Here is a 22,511-nt window from a genome sequence, read left to right on the forward strand (position 1 = left end):
ATTAATGCCAAGAGTTATTAGCATTACTTTTCAATAGCTTAGCTATTTTCACCTCTTAATCAACGCAATGCTATGCACTAAAAAAATGCAACCGCGCCCCGAAAACAAGCAATTAAGGCCATTCTTTATACTCGTTTTAGCCCATTTCAACGCTAAACATTAGCTTAGTATTGCGTAAATAGCCGCGCCAACTAAGTAGGCAAGGAGTCCATAAAGTACAAAGATCCCCCATGAATATCTGTTTTTAGCGGTTTCACCCTTTAATGTAGCTACGGTGGCAACGCACTGAAGCGCAATTACATAAAATCCTAATAAGGCAATACCTGAGGCCAAGCTTAGGCCGTCAGCTTGGAGCTGCGCGGCTAAACCGCCAATATCTTCGTCGGCATTTTCAATGCTAAACAAGGTACCTAACACGCCAACAAATACCTCCCTTGCTAAGAACGACACCAAAATAGCCACTGCATAACGCCAATCAACGCCTAATGGGGCAAATAACGGCTCTAAAAACTGCCCAATATACGCAAGATAAGATGCAGACAAATCACCATTTTGCGGGAAATAACCCAGTACCCAAACCACTACCGACACCATAAATATTACAGGCCCTGCGCGGCGTATAAACTGCTGGCCGCTATTCACCGTTTTGTAAAATAAAGGACGCCAATGTGGCAATCTATAGCTGGGTAATTCAATAATAAAAGGTAAGTCGCTTTGTTTTTCGCTTTTTTCAATCCATGAATTCAACAGCTTACTCATTATTAGAGCGGTAAAAATACCTCCAAAATATAAGGCAAAAAATACCGCGCCTTGCAGGTTTACCCAGCCTCCTAAATAACTCTCATTTGGGACTAACACGGCAATAAGTAAAGCATAAACGGGTAAGCGAGCCGAGCACGACATAAGTGGGACTGTTATCATGGTTATTAGGCGCTTACGAGGCGATTCAATAGTACGCGCGGCCATAATAGCCGGAATGGCACAGGCGTGGCCTGATAAATAAGGAATGAAGCTCCTCCCTGACAAACCAAACAAACTTAAGGGTTTGTGGCAAATTAAGGCTGCGCGCGCCAAATACCCGCTGTCTTCAAGTAGGCCAATTATAAGGGTAAGTACCATTATTTGCGGGACAAACACTAAAAAGGCTCCTACCCCACCAAAAATAGCATCATTAACGAAGTCACTCACTATGCCTTCAGGCAAAGCCGCAACAGTTAGCTCTCCTAGTATGCTTATACCCGTTTCAACGGCATCCATTAAAGGCGTAGCCCACGTAAATATGCTTTGAAACAAAAAGAACATCACCGCAATAAATATTACGCCGCCGGCAATGCTATGCAGTAAGAAGTTATCTAGTTTGTTTTGCTGTTTTAATACAATGTCTTTATCTATTGCGAACTGCTTGGCTAAGTTTTTAGCAAATAATAAGCTAGCGTGTTGGTTTAAGTCAGGGCGCTTTACTTGCACTAACTCAGGCGCTTGAGCATGGCTATGAAGTGCTTGGGTAAACTCACTTATGCCAATTAAGGTTTTTGCTGAAATCCCATAAACGGGTGACCCAAGTTGCGCCGACAAGGCTTCTACATCAATGCTATGGCCAAAACGTGTTAGCTCATCCATCATGTTAAGGGCAAATATCACCCCTTTATTATGCTGTTTAGCTAATTGTTGCACCTGTAAAGCGAACACCAAGGAGCGCTCTAATTTGGTCGCATCTAAATTGCAAATAACTAAAGAGGTATCGGCATTTTCCATCGCTATATGAAGCTGTTCAATAGCGAGAGACTCATCACTTGAAATAGATGACAACGAATAAGTGCCAGGGAAATCTACTAGTTCGTAACCGTTGAATGTGCCTGATTTCAGCTCAACCGTAACACCTGGAAAATTAGCAACTTTTTGTTTTAGCCCGGTAAGTTGGTTGAACAGCAAGCTTTTGCCCGAATTAGGCTTTCCAACCAATATAATTTTTTTCATGTAGGTGTATAACTTCTTATTACGGGTGGATGAATATGTTTTGAGCAAGCTGCTTATCAAGGGAGTAAACGCAATCTTGCACTTGTACTACAATGGGGCCGCTAAACGGGCTGCGCTTCATACAAGTGAGTTCTTCGCCTGCAGCAAAGCCCATTTCAGACAAGCGTATTTGCAAGCCTTCTGCTAAGTCAGGGTGAAGTTTTTCAACCCGAGCTTGTTGTTTGTTAGATAGTTCCCAAAGCGTCATTGCGGTCTCATCTTGTGAATTTATGTAATAATAATCGTTCTCATTTGAAATTAATAGCGCTAGATCAATCTTTACGCAATAAAAGCGTTATTTTGAGATAAATGTGCCGTTGTTTCTGCGTGCCACTTCGGTCATCAATGTTGCAAATTGCAAACTATCGCGGCCTAAACTACGCTTGGCTTTACGAAAACCTATGGCATGAATGCGTGCTATTTTTTTGCCCGATGTGTTGGTATTTAAGCGGTTAATATTCGCCAATGTTACATCATAAGAGCCGCCCGAGTAGTCATCACCGAACACGTACAATGCTAAAGAATTGGTGCTAGGACCATATGTTCGCAAAGCCGTTTCTATGCCTTCCACAGGAGAGCTGTTAGAACTCCCGCGCCAGCTTTGCATAATTCGTATCGTCATATTTCGCTGGGCGGTGTTGTCAGCGCGCCACTTCCCTGCTGAGCCCGCAAACAGGTAATCGCCATTGTCAGACATTACCTGAAAACCTTTTACCTCAGGATGGTTATTGAGCACTTCATTGACGCTGCTAGTAACCTTATTCCACATGCTTTTCATACTGCCCGAGGTATCCACAATAAATATTACGTAATCACTATCAACGGGGATCCCACCCACTTCGGTATCACGCTTTGGTGCATCACCTACACTAATTGCGGCTTGCTGGCGCTGAGCCAAGGTATCCTCTAGGCCGGAGGCTTGGTCAGTTAATTCCTGCAAATCACGCTGGGCCCGTGCCACCTTAACTTCTAATTGCTGGGCCTCAGTGCTATTACTTGCGCCATCATGTTGCGCCCCTTGTAGGCGAGCCGCTTGTGCCCGTAACTCTGCTTCTAAGGTCTCAACCGTAGTTTGTGCCTCCGATAGCGCTAGAATAGTTTCACTAATATCCGCTACGTTAGCCTCTTGGCTGTAATCACCTACTTCACCATTTTTTGCTAACAGTATGAGCATCACTACAGCACCAAAGGCGCACGAAATTACGTCCAAAAATGACAAACTAAACACTTCTACTGGGCTGCGGCTTTTCTTCATGGCCACGTACCTGCTGGGCTAATCATGGTGCCACCGGTATAATTGGCCCACTGCCAGTACAGCGCAGAAGCTTGTGGATCACCTTCAAGAGGGAGCAGTACAACGTTAGTTCTTACCCCAGCTAATTTACTTACGCTCAAGGTGCGATTAAACACTTGTACCCTACATGCACCGGTAATAGTGGCTTGCTGGCCATCAAAGGGCTTACAATTGCCAGATGATGCAAAACCGCTTGATGGGCTTAACAATGAGGGTAAGCCATCGGTAATAATGTACAAATCTGTTAAATTAGGCATGGCACGTATCATTTCATCTAAGCCTGCTTGTAAGTTTGTGCCATTTCCAGGCACTATATCGCTAATGTCTTTTAATAAAGCCTTTATACTCGCACTTACTTTTACCGAGTTAGTTCTCTGTAAGCCTAGGGTTTCGGCTTGCTTGTTGTAACTCACCACGGCCACTTTTGACGTTTCCGGTAGCCGTGCAATCATCCATTTGGCTATGCGCTGAGTGCGCTGCCACTTAGGCCCTGCCTTTTTGGTGGCCGGGTTTGCCACTGATTTGCGCTTTATAATGGCAAGCAGTGATTCGTCGGTCATTGAAGCGCTACTGTCAATTAAAATCCCTATGTTTTTTCCTTCTACCACTAGCCCTAGTAAATAGGTTTCTTCTTTTACATTGGGCGTTGAAATAGGGTCATTAGCAGTAAGCGGGGCAGCTGCCGCGATGGCATCTTGTAAGTCAGCAATTACGGCTTGTTGCTCAGAAATGGCTTGTTGCAAGGCTTGCTGCTGTATTTTCAGCGTATTAATGCGCTGTGCTTGCGCTTGGGCTTGTGCGCTTTCTTGTTCCGTTTGTTGTTGCTGCTCACTAATGCTGTTTGTTACGCTTTGCGACTGGCTTTGTGTGGCTGCTAATTCTTGTTTCAAACGCTCAATTTCAGTACTAGGAATGGGCGTATCATCATTAAAATTAACAATAATAAGAATGAGCAGCACCGCCCCTAAGCCACAGGCCATTACATCTAAAAAGGCAAGGTTAAAGCCATTCTCTTGGCGCTTAATACGCATAATCAAACCTGCTTAGTGCGGGTTGTTGAGCATGCATAGGAACACAAAACATAATGCGCAGCTTACTTATGTAATTGCGTAAGAAGATGCTTTTCACAATTCTTTTGCGTATTAATCACCATTTCATCTTGGCGATTGTTCAGCACATGCAGTAAATACATTAAAATGATTGAAATAATAAGCGACACTAAGGTTGAATTAAACGCTACACCTAGCTTATCAACCATACCAGAAATATCCCCTGCCACCGCTTCTTCGGCTTTCGCCAGTGCTGAACCTATACCTCTTACGGTACCAATAAAGCCAATACTAGGAATTGCCCAAATGAAGTAGCGGATCATGCTATTGCCAGATTCTAACTGTGCGGCAAGCGTTTCAACGCTATCGGTAATTGCCGCCGATGCGTGCTGAACGTTGCGTGTATTTTTATAGCGGCGTAAGCAGTCTATCCAAGTCGACATAGAACTATTTTGCGAATACGCGCTGTTTTCTAGTTCATTTAAGGCTTGCTCTACATTCAAAGCTTCGTTTTTGTCATAAGCCGCCAAATAGTCCATGGTAAATAAAGGCTCTTCTTGAAACACAATGCGCTGATATTTATAAATAATTAGAAAGGCACAGAATATTCCAATGCTCACACTGGCTTGTTGTTCAAAGTCTTTAAAAATAACCCAAATGTTAGAAGTGGCTCCGCTACCGTATGCAATAATCGCGGCTTCGGCGTAGGGGCGAATAAGCCCTTCATAAAATAAATGCACCGCGGCAACTATGCCTAAAAAAACCAGCAATGAAATAAGCGGTTTGGGGTTCATACTTGATTGATGCGAAGGCGTATTATTCATTATATATCACTCGGTAATGTAGCAGGAGAATCAAGGCTTATTTGCGAAGCCCCTAGCTTAGCAATATTCAGGGCGGCAACACTTGAGGCCACTATTAATAGTAAAATTGCGAGTTTTTTAAGGTGTTTGTTTGGTTTCATGTTAGTCCCAATAGCTCACTTAATTATGATAGCGAGCAATTCTAAAGCCCACAGTAGCTTTCCCTGAGCTACCAAATTCACGATACGCCGCACGTGTATCGCGAATACGGCCGGTTTCAAAGTTCGCACCTTTAATTACCCATGAGTCACCGCGTGCTGCGCCTAAGTAATTAGTATGCGTTTTGCTGGTATCAGGTAAGCTATTGGTGTATTTATCATGCACCCATTCACTCACATTACCAGCTAAATCATATAGGCCATTCCTATCGGCAGAATAAGCACCCACCTCGGCTACACTGTCGTGTTTATCTTCGTAATCACTTAAGAAAATAAGCTGTTTTGATTGCATTGATTTATCAGCAAGGTTTTCGGTATTGTCACGAATGTTACTTTGGTTGCCCCATACGTAAATAGTACTACTGGCGCGTTTAGATTTTTTAGCCAACCATTCCCATTCTGCTTCACTTGGCAGCCTGTATCCCCGTGAGCTTTCATTCACACCTAGGTAGCGCCCATTAGAAAATTGGTAAAACACCGGCAAGCCTTCTTGTTCGCTTAGCCAATTGCAGAACTCAGCCGCTTGCAACCAACTAATACCTGTAATAGGTAAATTAGCGTTTTGTACTTTTTCTTTAGTAAATGCGGCAAATTGCCCTTGCGTAATTTCTTTCTCTGATACCCAAATAGAACGGGAAAAATCTACTTCTACCTCATGCTCATTGCGCCTTCTGCCCGGTTCATTGGCAGCTGAACCCATTGTGAATGCAGATGGCGTAAAGGGCAGTAGCTTAATGCCAATTTGATTTGCATAAAGGGGGCGCCCTTCTGCGCGGCGGGCATCAAATTCAGTTAGCAAGTTAATGTTTAGCTCAGTGGCTTGATTGCGCTTGGCGGTAAATTCTGTTTTAACACTGCGATACCCCGGGTAACTTAAGCTTAAAGAATGCTTTACCGACGGTAACTTTTTACTTACTGGCGCTTGCCCTATTGAGCTGCCATTTATTTGTACTGAGGCCGGTACATTCGAACGAATACTAACTTGGCTAAATTCTGGATTAAGCCTTATATCAAAAGTTTTGGGTTCACCAATAGTTAGGTTAAACGTTTGTTCAAATTGGCTAAAACCCGGCTTTTCGTACCTTATGGTATGAGATTGGGTGGAATCAAGGCTGTGCTTGCCCGCTTGGTACTCAATATTGTCAATTAGTAACACGCCGCCACTTGGCTTAAGCGAAACAATGATCTCACCCTGTTTAGGCGCAAGCTGATACGCTCGGCTTGGGCGCAAATAACGCTCAGAAATCGCAATAGTTTCAGTTAGCGTTTGATACATTGGGTGTTCAAGGCGAACGGCATATTCACCGCCAGTGCCTGAATAAACAAGAGGTGTTTTGCCAATAGGCTGCCCATCAATACTTAACGACGCACCCTGGGGCTTAGAATCTATTGCAATTTGCCCTTCTACTACGCTTAGCTCGGCCTTCACTGTTTGGACTTGCGCGCGAGCTAAACTTAAATTTATCTGGCTCGCTTTGTAGAAGGCATGCTGCACCTCAAGTTGGTATTCACCCGGAGGGACTTGATGGCTTAATTGCGCACCCACAAATACTAGGCTGCCATTAATAAACCATTGCGTGTTAGCCGCTACGTCAGCGTATTTTTGATCAGGGGCGCTCACACTCGCCTCTATCGTAGCTGGCATAGGCAGTAGTTCAATCATTATTGTTGAAGGGCTTTGTGAGCTAATACTCACATTTGCAGTTTGAAAGGTCTTAGCGCTAATTGCGACACCAATATCACCCCCTAAGGTATAAATATTTCGCTCACCCACCCACGCAAAACCTTCCGTTAAAGAAAGCGTTGCTGTTTGCTGGGCGTCGGTTGGACCTACTACTACCGAATAAGCTTTAACGAAAAAAAGCCACAGCGCAAATACTAGCAAAACAATTAAAGTTAAGGTTCCACTTAACAAATACACGCCAAGGCCTTGGCGTTGTGCCTGCTTTATTCGTTGGTCAATGGCTGGTTCCATCGGCTCTTTCATTCCTATTGGTTAGCTTAAATTTTTTGGTCGCACACTAAACTAAGTGCTAATGGAGTATTAGCCTCAACAGTAAACCTTAAACGCTTACTCTTATAGCCTTCGCGCTTGCCTTCAAGTACATAATCTCCGGGGGTTAAACTAATCGTTTTTGAAGCATGCTGCCCTACATGCCCAATACCCACCACAATAATATACGTTTTTTCATCTGACTGAATGGTCACTTCCACGGGGCTACTGTAAGTATCAAGCAACTCGCCTAAATCGGCTATTTGCCCTTGCAAACTAGGGGAGTGAATAGATAAAGAAAATGAATCTAGCATGGCTTGCTGAGCATTTTCGCGAATATTCGTGTCAGCTAGCCGTTCTGGGCGGCTAATGTATGACTGAAGCGTTTTACTGGCTTTTAAAATGGCGCTAGCTTGTTGCTGGGTACTTAGCAAACTTTTATGGTTAGGGTATTGGCTTAATCCTGAGCTACTTAACTGGCTCACTTGCTGCCAGTTGTCATTACTTGCCGCATTTTCAATACTTCGCTGAATATATGCCAGGCCCTGTTCACTTCGAATATTCGAGATACGCGTTTGAAGTGCCTTAATACCCTTGCTGCTTGCGTCTAAGCTACTCGCCTTTGCTAAATACTTTTCAGCTAATGGCAAATTGTTTGCGTTAATTGCCTGCTCTGCGCTTTGTAAGGCGTTTGCCAATTCTTGGCTATCTAAGCGGTCTTTAGCATTAATTAAGTCTGCTTGTAGACCTTCTCGCTCAGGGTCTAAACTTATAATATCGCCCAGTAAATCTATTTGCTTGGGTAAGTTACGTTCAATTTTGGCAACGTCTAAATCTTGCAGTAAAATTTCTATTTCACCAAAGGCATTGATTCTATTTTGCAGTGCCAGGGCGTCAATATTATTTGGCATAATCGCTAAGGCTTTGATTAAATTTAACTGAGCTTGCGCCATGTTTTCTTGCTCAAACTGTTCTTGCGCCCGTATAAGTTGTTGCGAAAATGCAAGTTCCCACGCTTCAATCAGCGCTTCTGTTTTTTGCACAAGCGTTTCTAAATTGCTTTTCGCATCGCTAAAGGCCCCTTGCGCAAACGAAGTCAGCACAGTTTGTTTGAGTAAGGCAAGTTCTGCGGTTTCGGCTGGCGCATAGCCAATCACTTTCATTTCACTTACTTGCCCTTGCAAGCGCAGCTCGTAGTCAGTTAACGTTTCTTTAAAGCTCTCGCGAAAAGCATCAATTTCAGAAGTTGATAAGGGCGCTACTTGTGTACTGTTTGTATCTTTTTCTGCCGTATCTTGATTAAGCAATGGCACTACGACTAGGGCAAGCAAGATTACGCACACCACAGCACCAACAACCAAAAAGATTTTTTTCATTTTTTGTTGATGTTGTAGGCGATGAGCCTGTATTTGCGCGTCGGCTTGCTTGTTTTCTTGCGGGCTTGTCACAAATATATCCTTGTTACTTCAAAGTGTTCTTACACTAGCCTAGCCGCCCCTAAGGGCGTTTAAAGTTGTACGTTTGGCGTTTCTTCTTCCTGAAACACTTTACGCAAATGTGTTTTCCATTGTAAATATTGCTCTTGCGCGGTGCCTTTAAGCTCAATTACTTGGTCTTCAAACTCAATTACCATAGGGCTAACGGTTAAATCTAAGGCTTTACCTTGCTCTTCAATCACTGCGCTGTGCTGCTTCATACGCGCATTGTTTTTAAATGCATCGCTAATAGCAAACACCGAACCAATACCTGCCACAACAGAACCCGCCTCACCCAACGACGAATTACTATTTTTAGCCAATACAGCGGCTAAAATGGCAGCCCCTACACCTAAAATAGCTTTTGCGTTGCGCTCTTGTTGCGCTTCACGAGCGGCTACAACTTCCGGTAGCGTTTCAGCTTGCCAGTTGCCATAAGCATCTTGAGTTTTCGCTTCAAACACGTCGTAGTTATCTTGCAGGCGGTCTACAAACAGCAACTCTTGCGCACGTAAATCTTCAATTCGCTTAAGCATTGGGTCATCGTCATCAGGTAAACCGGTAAGCTCAAACTTGTAATAGCGTTGGCCATTTTTTCTTTTAAGCTCAGTAGAAATATATTGCTCATACTTTTCTGGCGAGTAATAACGCGCATAGCGCATCAAAGACATACTCTTTATGTACTCTTTGTCAGCTAACGACATTTTGCTAAGCAAGCTAACAACATAGTTACTTGCTTGCTGGAACACAGGTTCGTAAGGGTTTTTATCTTTATTTCGCTGGTCACGTAAAAAGCCTTTAGACACGGTATGTTCAAACTCTTTTGTACCTCTAATTTCGCCAGTACTGTCTACTACGGTAATGCTAATATTCACAACTTCGCTATCAGAATGGTTAATTTTACCTAACACAAATAAATCAGACGGCGTGCTTGCGTCAGGCACCACACTTACACTTGCAAATACCTTTTCATCATCCATAGCGGCTTTTAACTCTGATGAAAAAAGCTTTGATTCGGTTCTACGAAGTTCAGGCCAAATACCCTCGTCTTCTAGTTCGTCACCGTCAATGTTTCCGTAACTATCGGTGGGGAACCCTGGGTCAAAAGTGGGAATCGCTACGTCTAAAAAAACTTTGGCATTCACTAATTCAGGAGCATTTCCTTGCTTTGTAGGCGTTTGTTCCACTGGTGATGGCCCTACGAGCAAAGGTTGGTCTGATACTCTTGTATTTGAGGAACAAGCAGTTAGCACTACACTTGCCGCAATGGCTGACACACTTACTAAGCGAATCCCTCGTTTGAAAATATGTTTAAACATGCTGTTTCATCCCTATAAATGGCTAATGTTACACGTGCAGATATCGCTTTATTATGCGCCGCACTTGTAATTCCTATATTGTTCTTTCAAGCCCTCTAGCATAGCAGTATCTTGAGTAGAATTAATCTCTTGAAATAACAACTTACAAATTATTTTGTCATTGTCTTTTGGTGGAATAACACCTGCGTTTACTGGCGTTGAATTCACTTGTATTGCGTGCTCGCTATTAGATTGGCTGTTACTTGTGGCGCTTTCACTCGATTCGCTTGTATTACCTGTACTCGCCTGAGCTCCGTCGCCAGCGCTACTTCCTGCACCGCCACCTTCGTAACCCCCATTTCCGCCACCGGCCATTTCGGCTGATACTTCATTGATACAAGTGCTATACTCATCAATAGATTGGCGTAAACTACCCTCAAGCATAGCAATGCGCTCTTCGCGCGTTAACGAATTAGGATCAACGTCATCAAGTGCTACTGTCGAGCAATCTTGCACGCTAGGCGCTTCTTGATACAAAGCTCGTGCGTCAAATGAACTCACAAACAAACTTAACGTAGTAAGTAAAAAAGAAATAACAACAAACTTCATACAGCTGCCCCTTTTAATTATTATATTTAGAATAGCATAATTAGGAAAAGTTCATACGCCTCAGCGCTGTCTGTAAACTCACTATTGTTGATAATAGAATGCTTATGTATCTTTATATGCGTATAAGCGAAAAATAAGGAATGCCATGCAAAAATTGAAAAACGTTTACTTAGTTGGCGGCGCCGTGCGCGACCAACTACTTGGCATGAGCTCTCATGATAAAGACTACGTAGTAGTGGGCGCTAGCATTAAAGATATGCTGGCCAATGGGTTTAAACCGGTTGGAAAAGACTTTCCTGTTTTTTTACACCCTGAAACAAAAGACGAATACGCCTTAGCTCGTACCGAGCGCAAAGTAGGTAAAGGCTATACAGGCTTTCAAGTGGATGCCAGCGAAAATGTAAGCTTAGAAGATGACTTAGCAAGACGCGACCTAAGCATCAACGCCATGGCCCTTGATGAACATGGCAATATAATTGACCCATTTAACGGGCAACATGATTTGGAGCAAAAGGTACTTCGTCACACTACCGCAGCATTTGTGGAAGACCCAGTAAGGGTGCTTCGCGTGGCTCGATTTTTAGCGCGTTATGGAAACGAGTGGACAATTCACGATGAAACCAAAGCCTTATTTTGGCAAATGAAAGAGCAACAAGAGCTGTCAGCCTTAGTCCCCGAACGAGTATGGAAAGAAACCGAAAAAGCACTTAACGAACCACATCCTCATTTGTACTTTGAGGCTTTAGATGGTTTGGGTATTTTTCCTGAGCTTGAATGCATGCACAACGTGAAGCAATCGGCCACCCATCACCCAGAAGGGGATGTATGGATTCATACCATGTTAGTACTCAAACGCGCCGCTGATTTACAGTATGATTTACCTACGCGCTTTGCCGCGTTAACCCATGATTTTGGGAAACCTGTAGTGTATGCACAAACAGGTAAACTACACGGCCATGAAGCGGCCGGGGTCCCTATTATTGATAAATTTTGCCAGCGACTGCGTGTACCAAACAAGCTAAAGGAACTAGCTGAGCTTACCAGCTACTATCATTTACATACGCACAAAATGGCTGAATTAACACCCAAAACTTTGTATAAAGTGGTAATCGGCGGCTTTAACGCCGTTAAACAACCTGCCCGCTTTTTACAGTTTTTACATGCTTGTGAATGTGACTCACAAGGGCGCGGCCCAACTAAAGAAAACCTGGAGTATAAGTCTTTAGCCTTTGGTAAGTACTTGCTTGATGGGCTTATTGCGTTTGATACAAAAGTGATTGTAAAAGAGGCTATTGAAAAAGGTAAAACGGGCCCCGACATAGGCGAGGCCGTTCGAATTGCGCAAATACAAGCAATTGCCGCTTTAAAAGACGCTTACGCCAGTAAAGCTTAAGCGCAAATATCGCTAAGTTTCGCCTGTAGAGCTTGTTGTAAATTTGCGCCCGCTATCTCCATTTCCAAACAACGCTTACCCGCACTAATATACACGCTGGTGTGGTCGGTAATATCGTTATGTAAAACGCTAGGTAGGCGTTTTTTTTGCCCCAATGGGCTTACGCCGCCTAACACATAACCGGTTGAACGCATTACCGCCTGTTTATCGGCCATGGCAGCTTTCTTCCAACCAAGCGCCGACGCTATGGCTTTCATTGAAAGCTTTTCGTTAACAGGCAGAACCGCTACTGCCATTGCGTGATCAGGCGAGCTTACCACCAAGGTTTTGTATACACGGCTGCTATCAACTTGTAATTTTTCAGCCGCCTCACCGCCATATGACTCTGCGCTAGGGTCGTGCTCATATTGGTGCAAAGTAAATGGCACTTTTAACTTATTGGCAGCGTCAACGGCGGGTGTCATGGTTGGCTTAATGCTCCACGTTTTCGTCTACTAAGGCTTGGTACACCACATTTCTAAAATCATCGTGATACGCATGAAACCCAATTGGTAAAAATTGCGTCATCGACAAAATCACCATGTTCTCTTTAGGATCAATTCTAAAGTAAGTAGAAGCAGCGCCGCTCCAACCATAATCACCCGTTGATCCCATAAAACGTAGTTGGTTTTCATCAACGGTAACCGATACCGCTAAACCATAGCCTTCACCTTGTGCATCTTTTGAAAAGGGCAAAAGGTCTTTACTTAAATGATTTGAACGCATGTACTGTACAGTTTTGCGCCCTAAAATACGCTTGCCTTTGTATTCACCGCCGTTTAGCAACATTTGCGCAAAGGCTAGGTAATCTTTAGCTGTAGATGTAAGGCCGCCACCGGCATTATGTATAGCAGGGTCAGTTAAATAGTCTCCTAATGGTTCGCTATCTAATGCAACGGTTTGGCCTTTATCACCTGCACCATATATTTGCGCAAAGCGTGCATGGTTTTCCGGCTTTACATAAAAACCGGTATCCACCATTCCAAGTGGCTCAAATATGGTTTCTTGCATGTAGTCACCTAGCTTTTTACCACTTAGTTTTTCAACTAAAAAGCCAATAACGTCGGTATTTACGCCATAGTTCCATTGAGTACCAGGTTGATGATTCAAGGGTAACTTAGCCAACTCACTTAAAACAGTATCAGGCGTTGCAGTGCCATTTCCAACAGGTGAAGCGCGATAAAGTTTGTCTACTTCACTATTAGAAAACCCGTAAGAGAAACCCGCCGTATGCATAAATAAATCAATGATTCGAACAGGTGACTGCGCATCTTCAAGCACCATATTGTCACCGCTTCCACTCACGTACACTTTTAAGTTTTTAAGCTCAGGTAAGTATTTAGAAATGGGATCATTCATATGAAACTTGCCTTGCTCCCATAAACTTAAGGCTGCTACAGCAGTAACCGGTTTGGTCATAGAATATATGCGAAAAATGGTGTCGGTAGTCATCTTTTCGCCACTTTCACGGTTTCTTAGCCCATGTGCGTTAAAATGTACAATTTCGCCATTTCGCGCCACTAAGCTCACCGTGCCCACTAGCTTGTCGGCTTCAATGTATTTAAGCATTACGTCATCAATGTTCTGTAGCCGTTGCTCAGAGAAACCTTGGGTAATGTTTGCTTTTGGTGTTTGCGGGGGCGGCACAGCGCTGCACGAAAATACTGCGCTAAGTAACAATACTGAAAAACCGTACTTAAAATTAGAAATCATTTAGCTCTTACTTATTAATAAATTGTTAATTTAGTTTATCGACTTATTTTTACAGCGCAAGTCCTTAAAAAGAGACGATAGCGAAATCATAATGTTTGCCGATATATAGAAACTGCCATGTTCTGAATATAAACCTATGCAAAAATATTGTTACTTACTACTACTTTTAACTTTTTCGTCTATAAGCTTTGCACAATTAAGCGTGCAAGTTAATGACATGAACAACAACAAGCTAAGTAACATTGTGGTGGAGCTCAAATTTAGTGACCCTAACTTTGAGGCATCTACAGCTTTGCGTGAAAATACTATGCAGCAAGTTGACCAACAATTTATTCCGCATATTTTAGCCATTCATAAAGGGGAAGTTGTGCACTTTCCCGATACCGATACGGTCCAGCATCACGTATATTCATTTTCAAAAGCACGCACCTTCGAAATTGCGATTTATCAAAAGGAAGTATCGCGCAAAATCAATTTTGATGCGCCGGGAATAGTTGAATTAGGATGCAATATTCATGATTGGATGCTTGGGTATATTTACGTTGCTGAATCACCCTTGTACACTAAAACAAATGCCTCTGGGGAAGCCATATTCAAGAGCCTACCTAGTGGGCCAATTGAGGTAAATGTTTGGCATCCGCGCTTAAGTGAAAATGACATCAAGAAAACCTATTTCATAAAAGCTGCAAATACCCAGCCTACTTTGCACATTACCTTAAGTGAGCCACTACTGCCAAGCTACGCTGACTTTGATGATATTCACGGGGTTGGCGATTACGAATAATGCATAAACTAACGCTCTCGACTATTGCTTTTGTTGCTAGCTTAGCCGCGCAAATGGCCTATGCACAAAACGTTACTTTTGAAGGCAGAATAGAAGCAAACGCAGTAGCCGCTACCCATGCTGATTCATGGCAAAGCAAAGGAATTGGCTTGAGCCGAACCGAGCATAATTCTTTAAATTTACAGCAAAGTTTTGTAAAAGCGAAGGTGGCCTTTAATAAAGACTGGCGCTTTACTGCGGTGCTCAATGCCTACACTGATGGTGAAAAACACCTTGGATTGACCCAAGCATTTGCTCGCTACAAACCTATTGTTCCCAATACGATAAAATTTAGTGCTCGCCTAGGCTTTTTCTACCCAAGTATGTCAATTGAAAATACCGCAAATGGATGGTTGTCACCCTACTCTTACACACAATCAGCCATTAATAGTTGGATTGGCGAAGAACTGCGAGTGTTAGGCGCTGAAGCGAGTTGGTCATTAAATGGCCGCAAGCAAAGAAGTCCTTGGAGTTGGCGTGTTAATTTAGCCGCTTACAAAGGCAATGATCCTTTGGGCAGTTTACTGACTTGGCGAGGTTTCGCTATGCACAATAGGCAGTCTTTGCATCACAGTAGAGTGCAGTTTGCGAACATCCCCTCAGTCATCAATAGCACCACCTTTGACAGCCCTACTTGGGTTGCCCCTTTTTCAGAAATTGATGGGAAAATAGGCGTATACGCTGGGATGCATATTAGTTATTTGCGCCAAACCAATTTGCGTTACTACTTTTACGACAACAGAGCCAACCCTTTGGCTGTGAATAAGCAGCGTTTGTATGCCTGGCGCACAAAATTTCATAGCCTTGCGCTACAGCATCAATTGTCATCAGCATGGCGCTTTATGGCGCAATATATGGATGGCGATACATTAATGGGCGATAATCAGGTTCAAGCCGATTACCTAGCGTGGTATGCCGCCATTTCACATACTGCAGGTAAGCATCGCTTCACCGCCCGTTATGATAACTACAAAGTATACGAAAATGACTCCCTGCCCGAAGACCCAAACAACAGCAATGGCAGTGGGCTTACCCTAAATTGGCAATGGCAGTTTTCAAAGCACATTGAGTGGGGAATAGAGTGGCACCAACATAAAAGCACAGTAAGTAACCGTGCTTTGCTAAATGCGCCAGTGTACTTGCGCCAATCCCAATTATTATTCGTTAGCGCTTATACTTTTTAAGCCTGCAAGGCAGCTAAATTAGAATCAATAGCGGCATCAATAGCACTTTGCGGTGCCTTCATTCTGATCAGGGTAGAGCTACCATAAAACAGCACCACCAAAGATGCAGCGGTGGTTTCAACATTAATATTCGCTGATACTTGATTGAGGTTTTTGGCATTACTTAAGGCATGCGTAAAGGCTTGAATTTGGCGCTCGAAGGTACGGCTTAATACATCAAATATTGGCCCTTCAGATTTACCGTATTCAGTGGCTGAATTAGCTATGAAACAGCCATTACGAAAGTATTTATCACTGGTAGATGACTTCACAAAATCAAAAAACTTTTTAATTTCACGTAAAGACGCGCGTTCTGATTCTAGCCCAGAAAATAAATACATGAAAATGCGCTTTTCGTACTTTTCGAGTGCGGCCTGAAATAAATCATCTTTTCCGCCAAAGGCCGTGTATAAACCCGCATGAGCAACGCCGGTATGTTTAACCATTTCACGCATTGATGTATTGGCATATCCCTTTCGCCAAAATATCTCTATAGCTTTGTCTAATGCCATTTGTTCATTAAACTCGCGTACTCGTGCCATAAATTACCTCGTTGTGGGTTAAATGCCTACGCTCATTTAATATAAGATCGAATGTGATAAAGTGCAAATTTTATGCAACGACTCAAAATTCAAGCAAGCAATCTACGACTTTAGTTTAAATAAATACACGCTAGTATGCCTACGTGCTAGTCTTCGCCCTCGTCACTATTTACGCGACAAACCTGTGCTAACAAAATTGAAACCCTACTACCCTCTTCTTTTTCTGCTTGTTTGGAGCGCAGGCTATGCCATGGCTAAACTTGCATTAAACTACACTACTCCTCTCAACTTACTTGCTTTTCGCTTTGTTGGTGCCTGCTTGGTATTAAGCCCTTTTATACTGTTTTTACGTTTGCCAATTCCTAGCTTTAAGCAGTCGTATTCTTTAATGGGGACTGGGCTGTTTCTTCATATTGGCCACTTTGGGAGTGTCTATGTAGGTATGAAGCTAGGGGCAAGTGCAAGTATTATGGCCTTATTTGCAGCCTCTCAACCCGTGCTGGTAATTATTGCCAGCGCGCTGTTGGCTCGTAGAATTCCCGCCTGGAATGTATGGGCCAGTTTATCTTTAGGTTTATTAGGCGCCGCCTTAATAATTGGTGTTGATATGCAAGGTAACCAAGGCTATTTATTGGGTGCCATTTTAGGGTTTTGTGCTGTACTAGGCTTATCTATTGGCCAGGTTATAGAAAAACAGCGCAAGTTGGGCGTTCATCCAATTGTAGCAACATGGGTGCAATATGCCTTTGCTTCACTTGTATCTATTCCTTTTGCACTTTATTTTGAAGGATTTGTACTTAATTGCACTTGGGCGTTTTGGGGAGCATTGGGATTTCTAGTGCTAGGCAATTCAATTATTGGCATTTTATTGATGTTTTCTATGGTAAGAACTGGCTCTATTGCAAAAGTAGCATCTATTATGTTTATGGTACCTGCGGTGGGTGCGCTTATTGCGTGGGGAGTTAACGGTGAAACCCCCAAAATGCTTGCAATACCGGGCTTTATTTTGGCTATGCTTGGCGCATTGTGGACAAACAAAATAGCAAGCTCAGCCATGAAGCCGAAGCCATAGTAAATACTTGCACGGGCACTCAATTGTTACTAAAGTATGCTCTCCTCAATAGGGAATGGGACTTCCCGCCTAAAGAGCCACCTTTTTAATGGACCTATATTAAGAGTATTTCATATGAATCGAACATCAATTAATTTTTGCGGCATAACTGTGCTTAGCTTAATTAGCATTTTTACCAGCCATAATAGTTTTTCAGCAAGCAAACCAATTACTGAGGAGCGCAGCAGCCCTAAAATAATTGGTGGCCAAACCGCTGACAAAAACGCTTATCCTTTCATGACCGCCATTATCCCCGCTTCAAACCCTAGCGTAACGCCATTTTGTGGCGCGTCATTTATTGGAGGCCGCTACGTGCTCACCGCCGCACACTGCGTTCGAGACACACTGCCAGAAGAAATTAATGTTTGGATTGGCGGGCACGACATAAGAATTGCCTCAGAAGGCACACGAGTGGCCGTAAATGAAATATACATGCACGAAGAGTACGATGCTGATTCATATAATAAAGATATCGCTATTTTAGAGCTTGAAAGTGAAGTCACAAACGCCACCCCCATATTAATGATGACACCTGAAATTGAAGCAACCTTACAAGAAGGTGATTTGCTTACCATTATGGGTTGGGGTAACACCGATACAAGTACGCAAATGGGCGACTACCCTAGCGAACTTATGGATACCCAAATCCCTTTGTACAACCGAGCAGCCTGTGAAGAAGCTTATTCAGAAAATGGCCAAACGACCATAACTGAGTTTATGATGTGTGCTGGCTTTGAACAGGGTGGGCAAGACACCTGCCAAGGTGATAGCGGCGGGCCCGTTATTTACGAATATAACGGTGTTTGGTACCAAGCAGGAATAGTCAGTTTTGGGAATGGCTGCGCTGAAGCTAATTACCCTGGAATAAATAGCCGCGTTGCAGTGTTTAATGATTGGATAGATCAACGCGAGGCCGGCGTATCATATAAACAAACGCGCAATATAGGCTTTGTAGAGAGCGGCTTTGATGACACACTATCAGTCACCATTAGCAATGGTGCGGCACAATCATTTGCTGTAGAAAATCCGCAATTACTTAATGCAACTAATGTAACAAACTTAGCCATTGTAAATGATTTGTGTGCAGGCGCAGTACTGGCGCAAAATGAAAGCTGTGCTATTACAGTTAACGCTACATCATCTGGTATTGGCGAAAGCCGCTTTACCTTACAAGCCCAAAGCGATAACGCAGTAAGCACCCCTATAATAGTTAAAGCCAGTTTTACCGCACTTCCCCTGGCTAATATCGACATGGCTGAACATACCGGTAGCGATGATCAAAAAATCACATGGTATAGCGGTGGCGATAGCCCATGGCAAGTAGAAAATACCACCTTTTCTGATGGCGCTACTAGTGTTACAAGTGGCAATATTGTCAATCTTCAAACCTCAAGCTTGTTAGCAACAATTTCTGACCCTGCGGTTAGAAGTATCGACTTTGATTATTTAGTGTCATCTGAGGCCGATTACGATTTCTTCACCATTATGCTCAACGGAGAGCTTGTGTTAGCTGAATCGGGCAGTACTGAATCAGAGTTCACAAGGGGGCGCTTGCCCTTGAGTGAAGAAACCAACCGTATTGTATTTATGTTTGAAAAAGACGAGTCACTCAGTGAAGGGGATGATGCCGCTTACCTTGATGCGATTAGCTTAAACGCTGATAACGCTGCACCTGTTGTAGTATTAGCTGATGCTAGCATTAGCGCAGAAGAACAAAGTACCTTTACCGTAGATGCCTCTGCCTCAAGTGATGCAAATGGTGACACTCTTAGTTTTCAGTGGGAAGTACTTAATAACGCTTCGGTCACTATTGCATCGCCGAACGCATCGTCAACGAGCGTAACGGCACCAAGCTATGCAAGTGGTAGTAGTTTTTCATTACGCGTGACTGTGAGCGATGGATTTGGCGGTGAAACCCAAGCTACGGTGAGTGTTACGCTGACGCAAAGTCCAACTTCTGTGACTACTACGCCAAATACAGGTAGTGCTAGCGGCGGTGGTGGTGGAAGCTTAGGATTTTTAAGCGTACTGTTTTTAGCGCTTGTACTTGCGGCAAGAAAACCGCTAATTACTAACACTATATAATTAAACCCTTAACCAAGGTAATGCAAACACGCTAATTGTTGCCTTACCTTGGCGCTTTCTTAGTTAATTATTTTAATAAGAGTCATGCCAAATAAACAACAAGCAATTATTCACAGCGAAAACATGAAAGTAGCTTCTCATACGCAGCGCGAAGACGGTGATTGGTGGCTAAACACACTGATGCTTGAAGGCTATGACGTAGCATTTAAATACAAGCGTAAAAAACTGTATCAATCACTCAAAGGCGCTAGAGTCAATTTAAGTTACTATGCTAGCAGTGAAGAAATAGCAGGCATTCCTTTTGAATACATGAAAGTTACTCGTATTCGGCGCAGTTGAGTTACTCACGCGGCTACATTTGGGTTAACCAAGCCCCGCCTGCTTGTTTTTTATACAGATAAGTTATTGATTAACGTGTAATTTTTTCCGACTAGCGTGTAAGAACTTATCTATAATTATAAACCCACTGCATTACCAAACCCTCCATCCCTTTTAGTTTCAACAACTTAGTTGTAGGCCAGGCCACGGCACGCGAGTTGCTAAGTGTGATTAGCGAAAAAGCTTAATTACAATTTTAAAAAGGAAAACCCTCTTATGATAAAGCCACTTCTTCTAGGTAGTATTTTGGCTGTTTCTGTTCATTCAGCCTTGCATGCACAGGAAACTAACAACACTAGCGCCGCTGAGAACAGCGAAGCTGGCTCACAATGGATTGGCGTATTCGGCCATTATTATAGAGCTGACGAACAGAAGTTCCCTAACGAACGCTTGTTTGAAGAAGGTGACGGTTATGGGTTTGAGTACGGCTACAAATTTACCAAAGATTGGGCCGCTAGAGTCGAGCTAGCCAAAATTGAAATGGACCAAGGTTTAGGTACCAGCGGTAACTTAGCCGGTGAATCTATTGGTATTGATGCCATGTACTTTATTAATGAATCAAGTACCTATGTGTTTGCGGGTGCTCGCTATCAAGACTTCTATGATTCTCGCCGCTTAGGTACTGTAGGTATTGGTAAGCACTGGTCAGTAAATGATGACTGGAAAATTGTGACCGAGGTTGCCGGTTTACATGACTTTGGCGAATCGCACCGTGATATGTTAGTTAAACTAGGTGTGGCCTATTCTTTTGGCACTAGCAGTGCCTCAAAACAAATGGCTGACCAAGACAACGACGGCGTATCTGACGCAATGGACCGCTGTGCAAATACGCCACTAGGCGCTAGCGTTGATGAAATGGGTTGTGAAATAGTGCTAGATAGTGATAACGACGGCATTGCGAATAGTCTAGATAAATGCCCATCTACCCCGGCAGGGACTAGAGTAGACGCTACCGGTTGTGCCATTATTCTTGATAGCGATAATGACGGCATATTAAATGACGTAGACGAATGCACCAATACACCTAAAGGTGACAAAGTAGATGCCGTAGGTTGTAGCGTATTAGTTGAAAAAGAAGTATCGCAGTCACTGCGTATTAATTTTGCTAGCGAAAGCGCCGAAGTACGAGACATCGACGCTGACAACATTGAAGAGTTTGCTGCGTTCTTAACACGCTTTCCAAACACTGATGTGCTAATTGAAGGCCATGCTTCAGCTCGCGGTGATGCTGACTACAACATGCAGCTTTCTACCAAGCGTGCAGATGCAGCAAAGGCTTTACTAGTAAATGAGTACGGTATTGAAGCAACACGAATTCGCACCAAAGGTTATGGTGAAACTCAATTGCTTGATAAAGCCGATACCGAACAAGCGCATAGAAAGAACCGTAGAATTACGGCGCGCGTTTCAACGAGTATTAAAGTTAAAGCCTAATTTATTGGACTTACTGAAAAAAGAGCAGCAATGCTCTTTTTTTATGCTCGAATGTTAATGCTTAGCTAAACTAATGATAGAATTTGGAGTCAATAGTGTTCAAGATAACGTAAGCCAACAAAAGTAGAACTCTTTTTATGCGACCCATTTTTAAAAACATGAGCATTAGCCTGCTTGCAGCCGCTGCGGCCCTAGTGCTCTCGGCTTGTAGCAATTCTTTATCTACTAAGGAAGATACCGCTATGGACTTAAACACTGAAACATCTGCGAAAGACGCCATCATTTATGACTATGAAGTCCGCAAATCAAGTATATGGTTTACCACTACAAGTAACGGATGTACCAGTGCTGAGCACTTTGCTCTACAAACAAAAAACAAAGGCGAAAATGAAATGTTAGTCAGCATTTCACGATTAAAGCCTGATTGGTGCAAAGGCATGACCCGCATAGTAGATATTGAGGTGCCCATTTTTGTACCCACCCATGGCCGAAAACTGATAGTGACAAACGAAGTATCACCCCGCCCCGTTTACAATAAAGCAAAAAGTTAGCTTATAGTGCGTTTATTTTAGCTTGGTAATGCACTGCATTATCCACTGTTTAAGCTGAGATTCACGAAGCGCACCCGATACTCGATCAATTTCTTGGCCTTTGTGAAAGAAAATTAAGGTGGGAATAGAACGAATTCCCGCTTGCCCCGCTACATTTTGTGCAGCCTCGGTATTCACCTTCGCAAAGAGTAAGTCAGGCGATTGGGCAGCAACTGAGCTAAACACAGGCGCCATTGTTTTGCACGGGCCACACCACTGCGCCCAAAAATCAACTATAACGGGCAAGTCATTCTTTTCAATATAACGAAAAAAATTAGTATCACCCAGCGAAATAGGCATGGCACTATAAACCGGATTTGAGCATTTTCCGCATTGGCCATGGGTATGGTTTTTATCGTTTGGAATACGGTTAATTGCGCCGCATTGTGAACATACTATGTGCATGTGCTGTCTCACTATTAAAT

General features: G+C 43.2%; 22 protein-coding genes. 8 read left to right on the plus strand and 14 right to left on the minus strand.

From position 1 onward, the window contains the following. Nucleotides 1–159 precede the first annotated feature (159 nt). The 10 genes from feoB to ACOI22_RS13975 all read right to left on the minus strand — a co-directional run bounded on the left by feoB (nt 160) and on the right by ACOI22_RS13975 (nt 10,755). Nucleotides 160–1,977, minus strand: coding sequence for a ferrous iron transporter B (feoB, locus tag ACOI22_RS13930; protein WP_420672724.1), 1,818 nt, complete (start codon nt 1,975–1,977; stop codon nt 160–162). Nucleotides 1,978–1,996: 19 nt separating this feature from the next. Then, nucleotides 1,997–2,224, minus strand: a complete 228-nt coding sequence (locus ACOI22_RS13935) for a FeoA family protein (protein ID WP_420672725.1) — start codon at nt 2,222–2,224, stop codon at nt 1,997–1,999. 87 nt (nt 2,225–2,311) lie between these two features. Further along, a complete protein-coding gene (locus ACOI22_RS13940; RefSeq protein ID WP_420672726.1) occupies nt 2,312–3,271 on the minus strand; it encodes a hypothetical protein in 960 nt (319 codons plus the stop codon). Then, nucleotides 3,268–4,341, minus strand: coding sequence for a vWA domain-containing protein (locus ACOI22_RS13945; protein WP_420672727.1), 1,074 nt, complete (start codon nt 4,339–4,341; stop codon nt 3,268–3,270). Before ACOI22_RS13945 ends, ACOI22_RS13940 begins: the two co-directional genes overlap by 4 nt. 62 nt (nt 4,342–4,403) lie before the next feature. Continuing rightward, nucleotides 4,404–5,183: a MotA/TolQ/ExbB proton channel family protein gene (locus tag ACOI22_RS13950; RefSeq protein ID WP_420672728.1), complete on the minus strand. Its 780-nt coding sequence runs from the start codon at nt 5,181–5,183 to the stop codon at nt 4,404–4,406. Next, nucleotides 5,183–5,323 carry a hypothetical protein gene (locus ACOI22_RS13955; protein ID WP_420672729.1) on the minus strand — a complete coding sequence of 47 codons (141 nt, stop codon included), beginning with the start codon at nt 5,321–5,323 and terminating at the stop codon, nt 5,183–5,185. The genes ACOI22_RS13950 and ACOI22_RS13955 overlap by 1 nt, the downstream gene beginning before the upstream one ends. Before the next feature lie 19 nt (nt 5,324–5,342). Then, the gene (locus tag ACOI22_RS13960; RefSeq protein WP_420672730.1) at nt 5,343–7,355 is read right to left on the minus strand and encodes a PEGA domain-containing protein; all 2,013 of its coding nucleotides are present in this window, start codon (nt 7,353–7,355) and stop codon (nt 5,343–5,345) included. Nucleotides 7,356–7,381: 26 nt separating this feature from the next. Beyond that, a complete protein-coding gene (locus ACOI22_RS13965) occupies nt 7,382–8,821 on the minus strand; it encodes a hypothetical protein (RefSeq protein ID WP_420672731.1) in 1,440 nt (479 codons plus the stop codon). A gap of 59 nt (nt 8,822–8,880) precedes the next feature. After that, entirely contained in the window at nt 8,881–10,167 is a 1,287-nt protein-coding gene (locus ACOI22_RS13970) for a hypothetical protein (RefSeq protein WP_420672732.1), read from the minus strand. Nucleotides 10,168–10,218: 51 nt separating this feature from the next. After that, nucleotides 10,219–10,755 carry a hypothetical protein gene (locus ACOI22_RS13975; protein ID WP_420672733.1) on the minus strand — a complete coding sequence of 179 codons (537 nt, stop codon included), beginning with the start codon at nt 10,753–10,755 and terminating at the stop codon, nt 10,219–10,221. A 145-nt stretch (nt 10,756–10,900) separates the two neighbouring features. Between ACOI22_RS13975 and ACOI22_RS13980 the strand changes: the two genes are divergently transcribed. Then, entirely contained in the window at nt 10,901–12,148 is a 1,248-nt protein-coding gene (locus tag ACOI22_RS13980; protein WP_420672734.1) for a multifunctional CCA addition/repair protein, read from the plus strand. On the opposite strand, the gene ybaK is transcribed toward ACOI22_RS13980, so the two are convergent. Together ybaK and ACOI22_RS13990 are read right to left on the minus strand one after the other, a co-directional pair. Next, the gene (ybaK, locus tag ACOI22_RS13985; RefSeq protein WP_420672735.1) at nt 12,145–12,612 is read right to left on the minus strand and encodes a Cys-tRNA(Pro) deacylase; all 468 of its coding nucleotides are present in this window, start codon (nt 12,610–12,612) and stop codon (nt 12,145–12,147) included. The genes ACOI22_RS13980 and ybaK overlap by 4 nt on opposite strands. A gap of 7 nt (nt 12,613–12,619) precedes the next feature. Beyond that, nucleotides 12,620–13,900, minus strand: coding sequence for a serine hydrolase domain-containing protein (locus ACOI22_RS13990; protein ID WP_420672736.1), 1,281 nt, complete (start codon nt 13,898–13,900; stop codon nt 12,620–12,622). A gap of 217 nt (nt 13,901–14,117) precedes the next feature. On the opposite strand from ACOI22_RS13990, the gene ACOI22_RS13995 reads away from it, so the two are divergent. Then, a complete protein-coding gene (locus ACOI22_RS13995; RefSeq protein WP_420672737.1) occupies nt 14,118–14,684 on the plus strand; it encodes a methylamine utilization protein in 567 nt (188 codons plus the stop codon). Then, a complete protein-coding gene (locus tag ACOI22_RS14000) occupies nt 14,684–15,907 on the plus strand; it encodes a hypothetical protein (protein WP_420672738.1) in 1,224 nt (407 codons plus the stop codon). The genes ACOI22_RS13995 and ACOI22_RS14000 overlap by 1 nt, the downstream gene beginning before the upstream one ends. On the opposite strand, the gene ACOI22_RS14005 is transcribed toward ACOI22_RS14000, so the two are convergent. After that, complete coding sequence (locus tag ACOI22_RS14005; RefSeq protein ID WP_420672739.1) at nt 15,904–16,488, minus strand: TetR/AcrR family transcriptional regulator; 585 nt, start codon at nt 16,486–16,488, stop codon at nt 15,904–15,906. The genes ACOI22_RS14000 and ACOI22_RS14005 overlap by 4 nt on opposite strands. A 184-nt stretch (nt 16,489–16,672) precedes the next feature. Between ACOI22_RS14005 and ACOI22_RS14010 the strand changes: the two genes are divergently transcribed. From ACOI22_RS14010 to ACOI22_RS14030, 5 genes are all read left to right on the plus strand, one after another. Continuing rightward, a complete protein-coding gene (locus tag ACOI22_RS14010; RefSeq protein WP_420672740.1) occupies nt 16,673–17,560 on the plus strand; it encodes a DMT family transporter in 888 nt (295 codons plus the stop codon). A gap of 114 nt (nt 17,561–17,674) precedes the next feature. Next, complete coding sequence (locus tag ACOI22_RS14015) at nt 17,675–19,684, plus strand: trypsin-like serine protease (RefSeq protein ID WP_420672741.1); 2,010 nt, start codon at nt 17,675–17,677, stop codon at nt 19,682–19,684. An 84-nt stretch (nt 19,685–19,768) separates the two neighbouring features. Next, on the plus strand, nt 19,769–20,023 hold the full coding sequence (locus ACOI22_RS14020) for a hypothetical protein (protein WP_420672742.1): 255 nt from the start codon (nt 19,769–19,771) through the stop codon (nt 20,021–20,023). 255 nt (nt 20,024–20,278) lie between these two features. Continuing rightward, the gene (locus tag ACOI22_RS14025; protein ID WP_420672743.1) at nt 20,279–21,496 is read left to right on the plus strand and encodes an OmpA family protein; all 1,218 of its coding nucleotides are present in this window, start codon (nt 20,279–20,281) and stop codon (nt 21,494–21,496) included. Between the two features lie 137 nt (nt 21,497–21,633). Continuing rightward, complete coding sequence (locus ACOI22_RS14030; RefSeq protein ID WP_420672744.1) at nt 21,634–22,047, plus strand: hypothetical protein; 414 nt, start codon at nt 21,634–21,636, stop codon at nt 22,045–22,047. 12 nt (nt 22,048–22,059) lie between these two features. On the opposite strand, the gene trxC is transcribed toward ACOI22_RS14030, so the two are convergent. Further along, nucleotides 22,060–22,491, minus strand: a complete 432-nt coding sequence (trxC, locus tag ACOI22_RS14035; RefSeq protein WP_420672745.1) for a thioredoxin TrxC — start codon at nt 22,489–22,491, stop codon at nt 22,060–22,062. Nucleotides 22,492–22,511: the final 20 nt, after the last annotated feature.

Origin of the sequence: Glaciecola sp. 2405UD65-10 (assembly GCF_048820975.1) — a bacterium.
Lineage (GTDB): Bacteria > Pseudomonadota > Gammaproteobacteria > Enterobacterales > Alteromonadaceae > Glaciecola.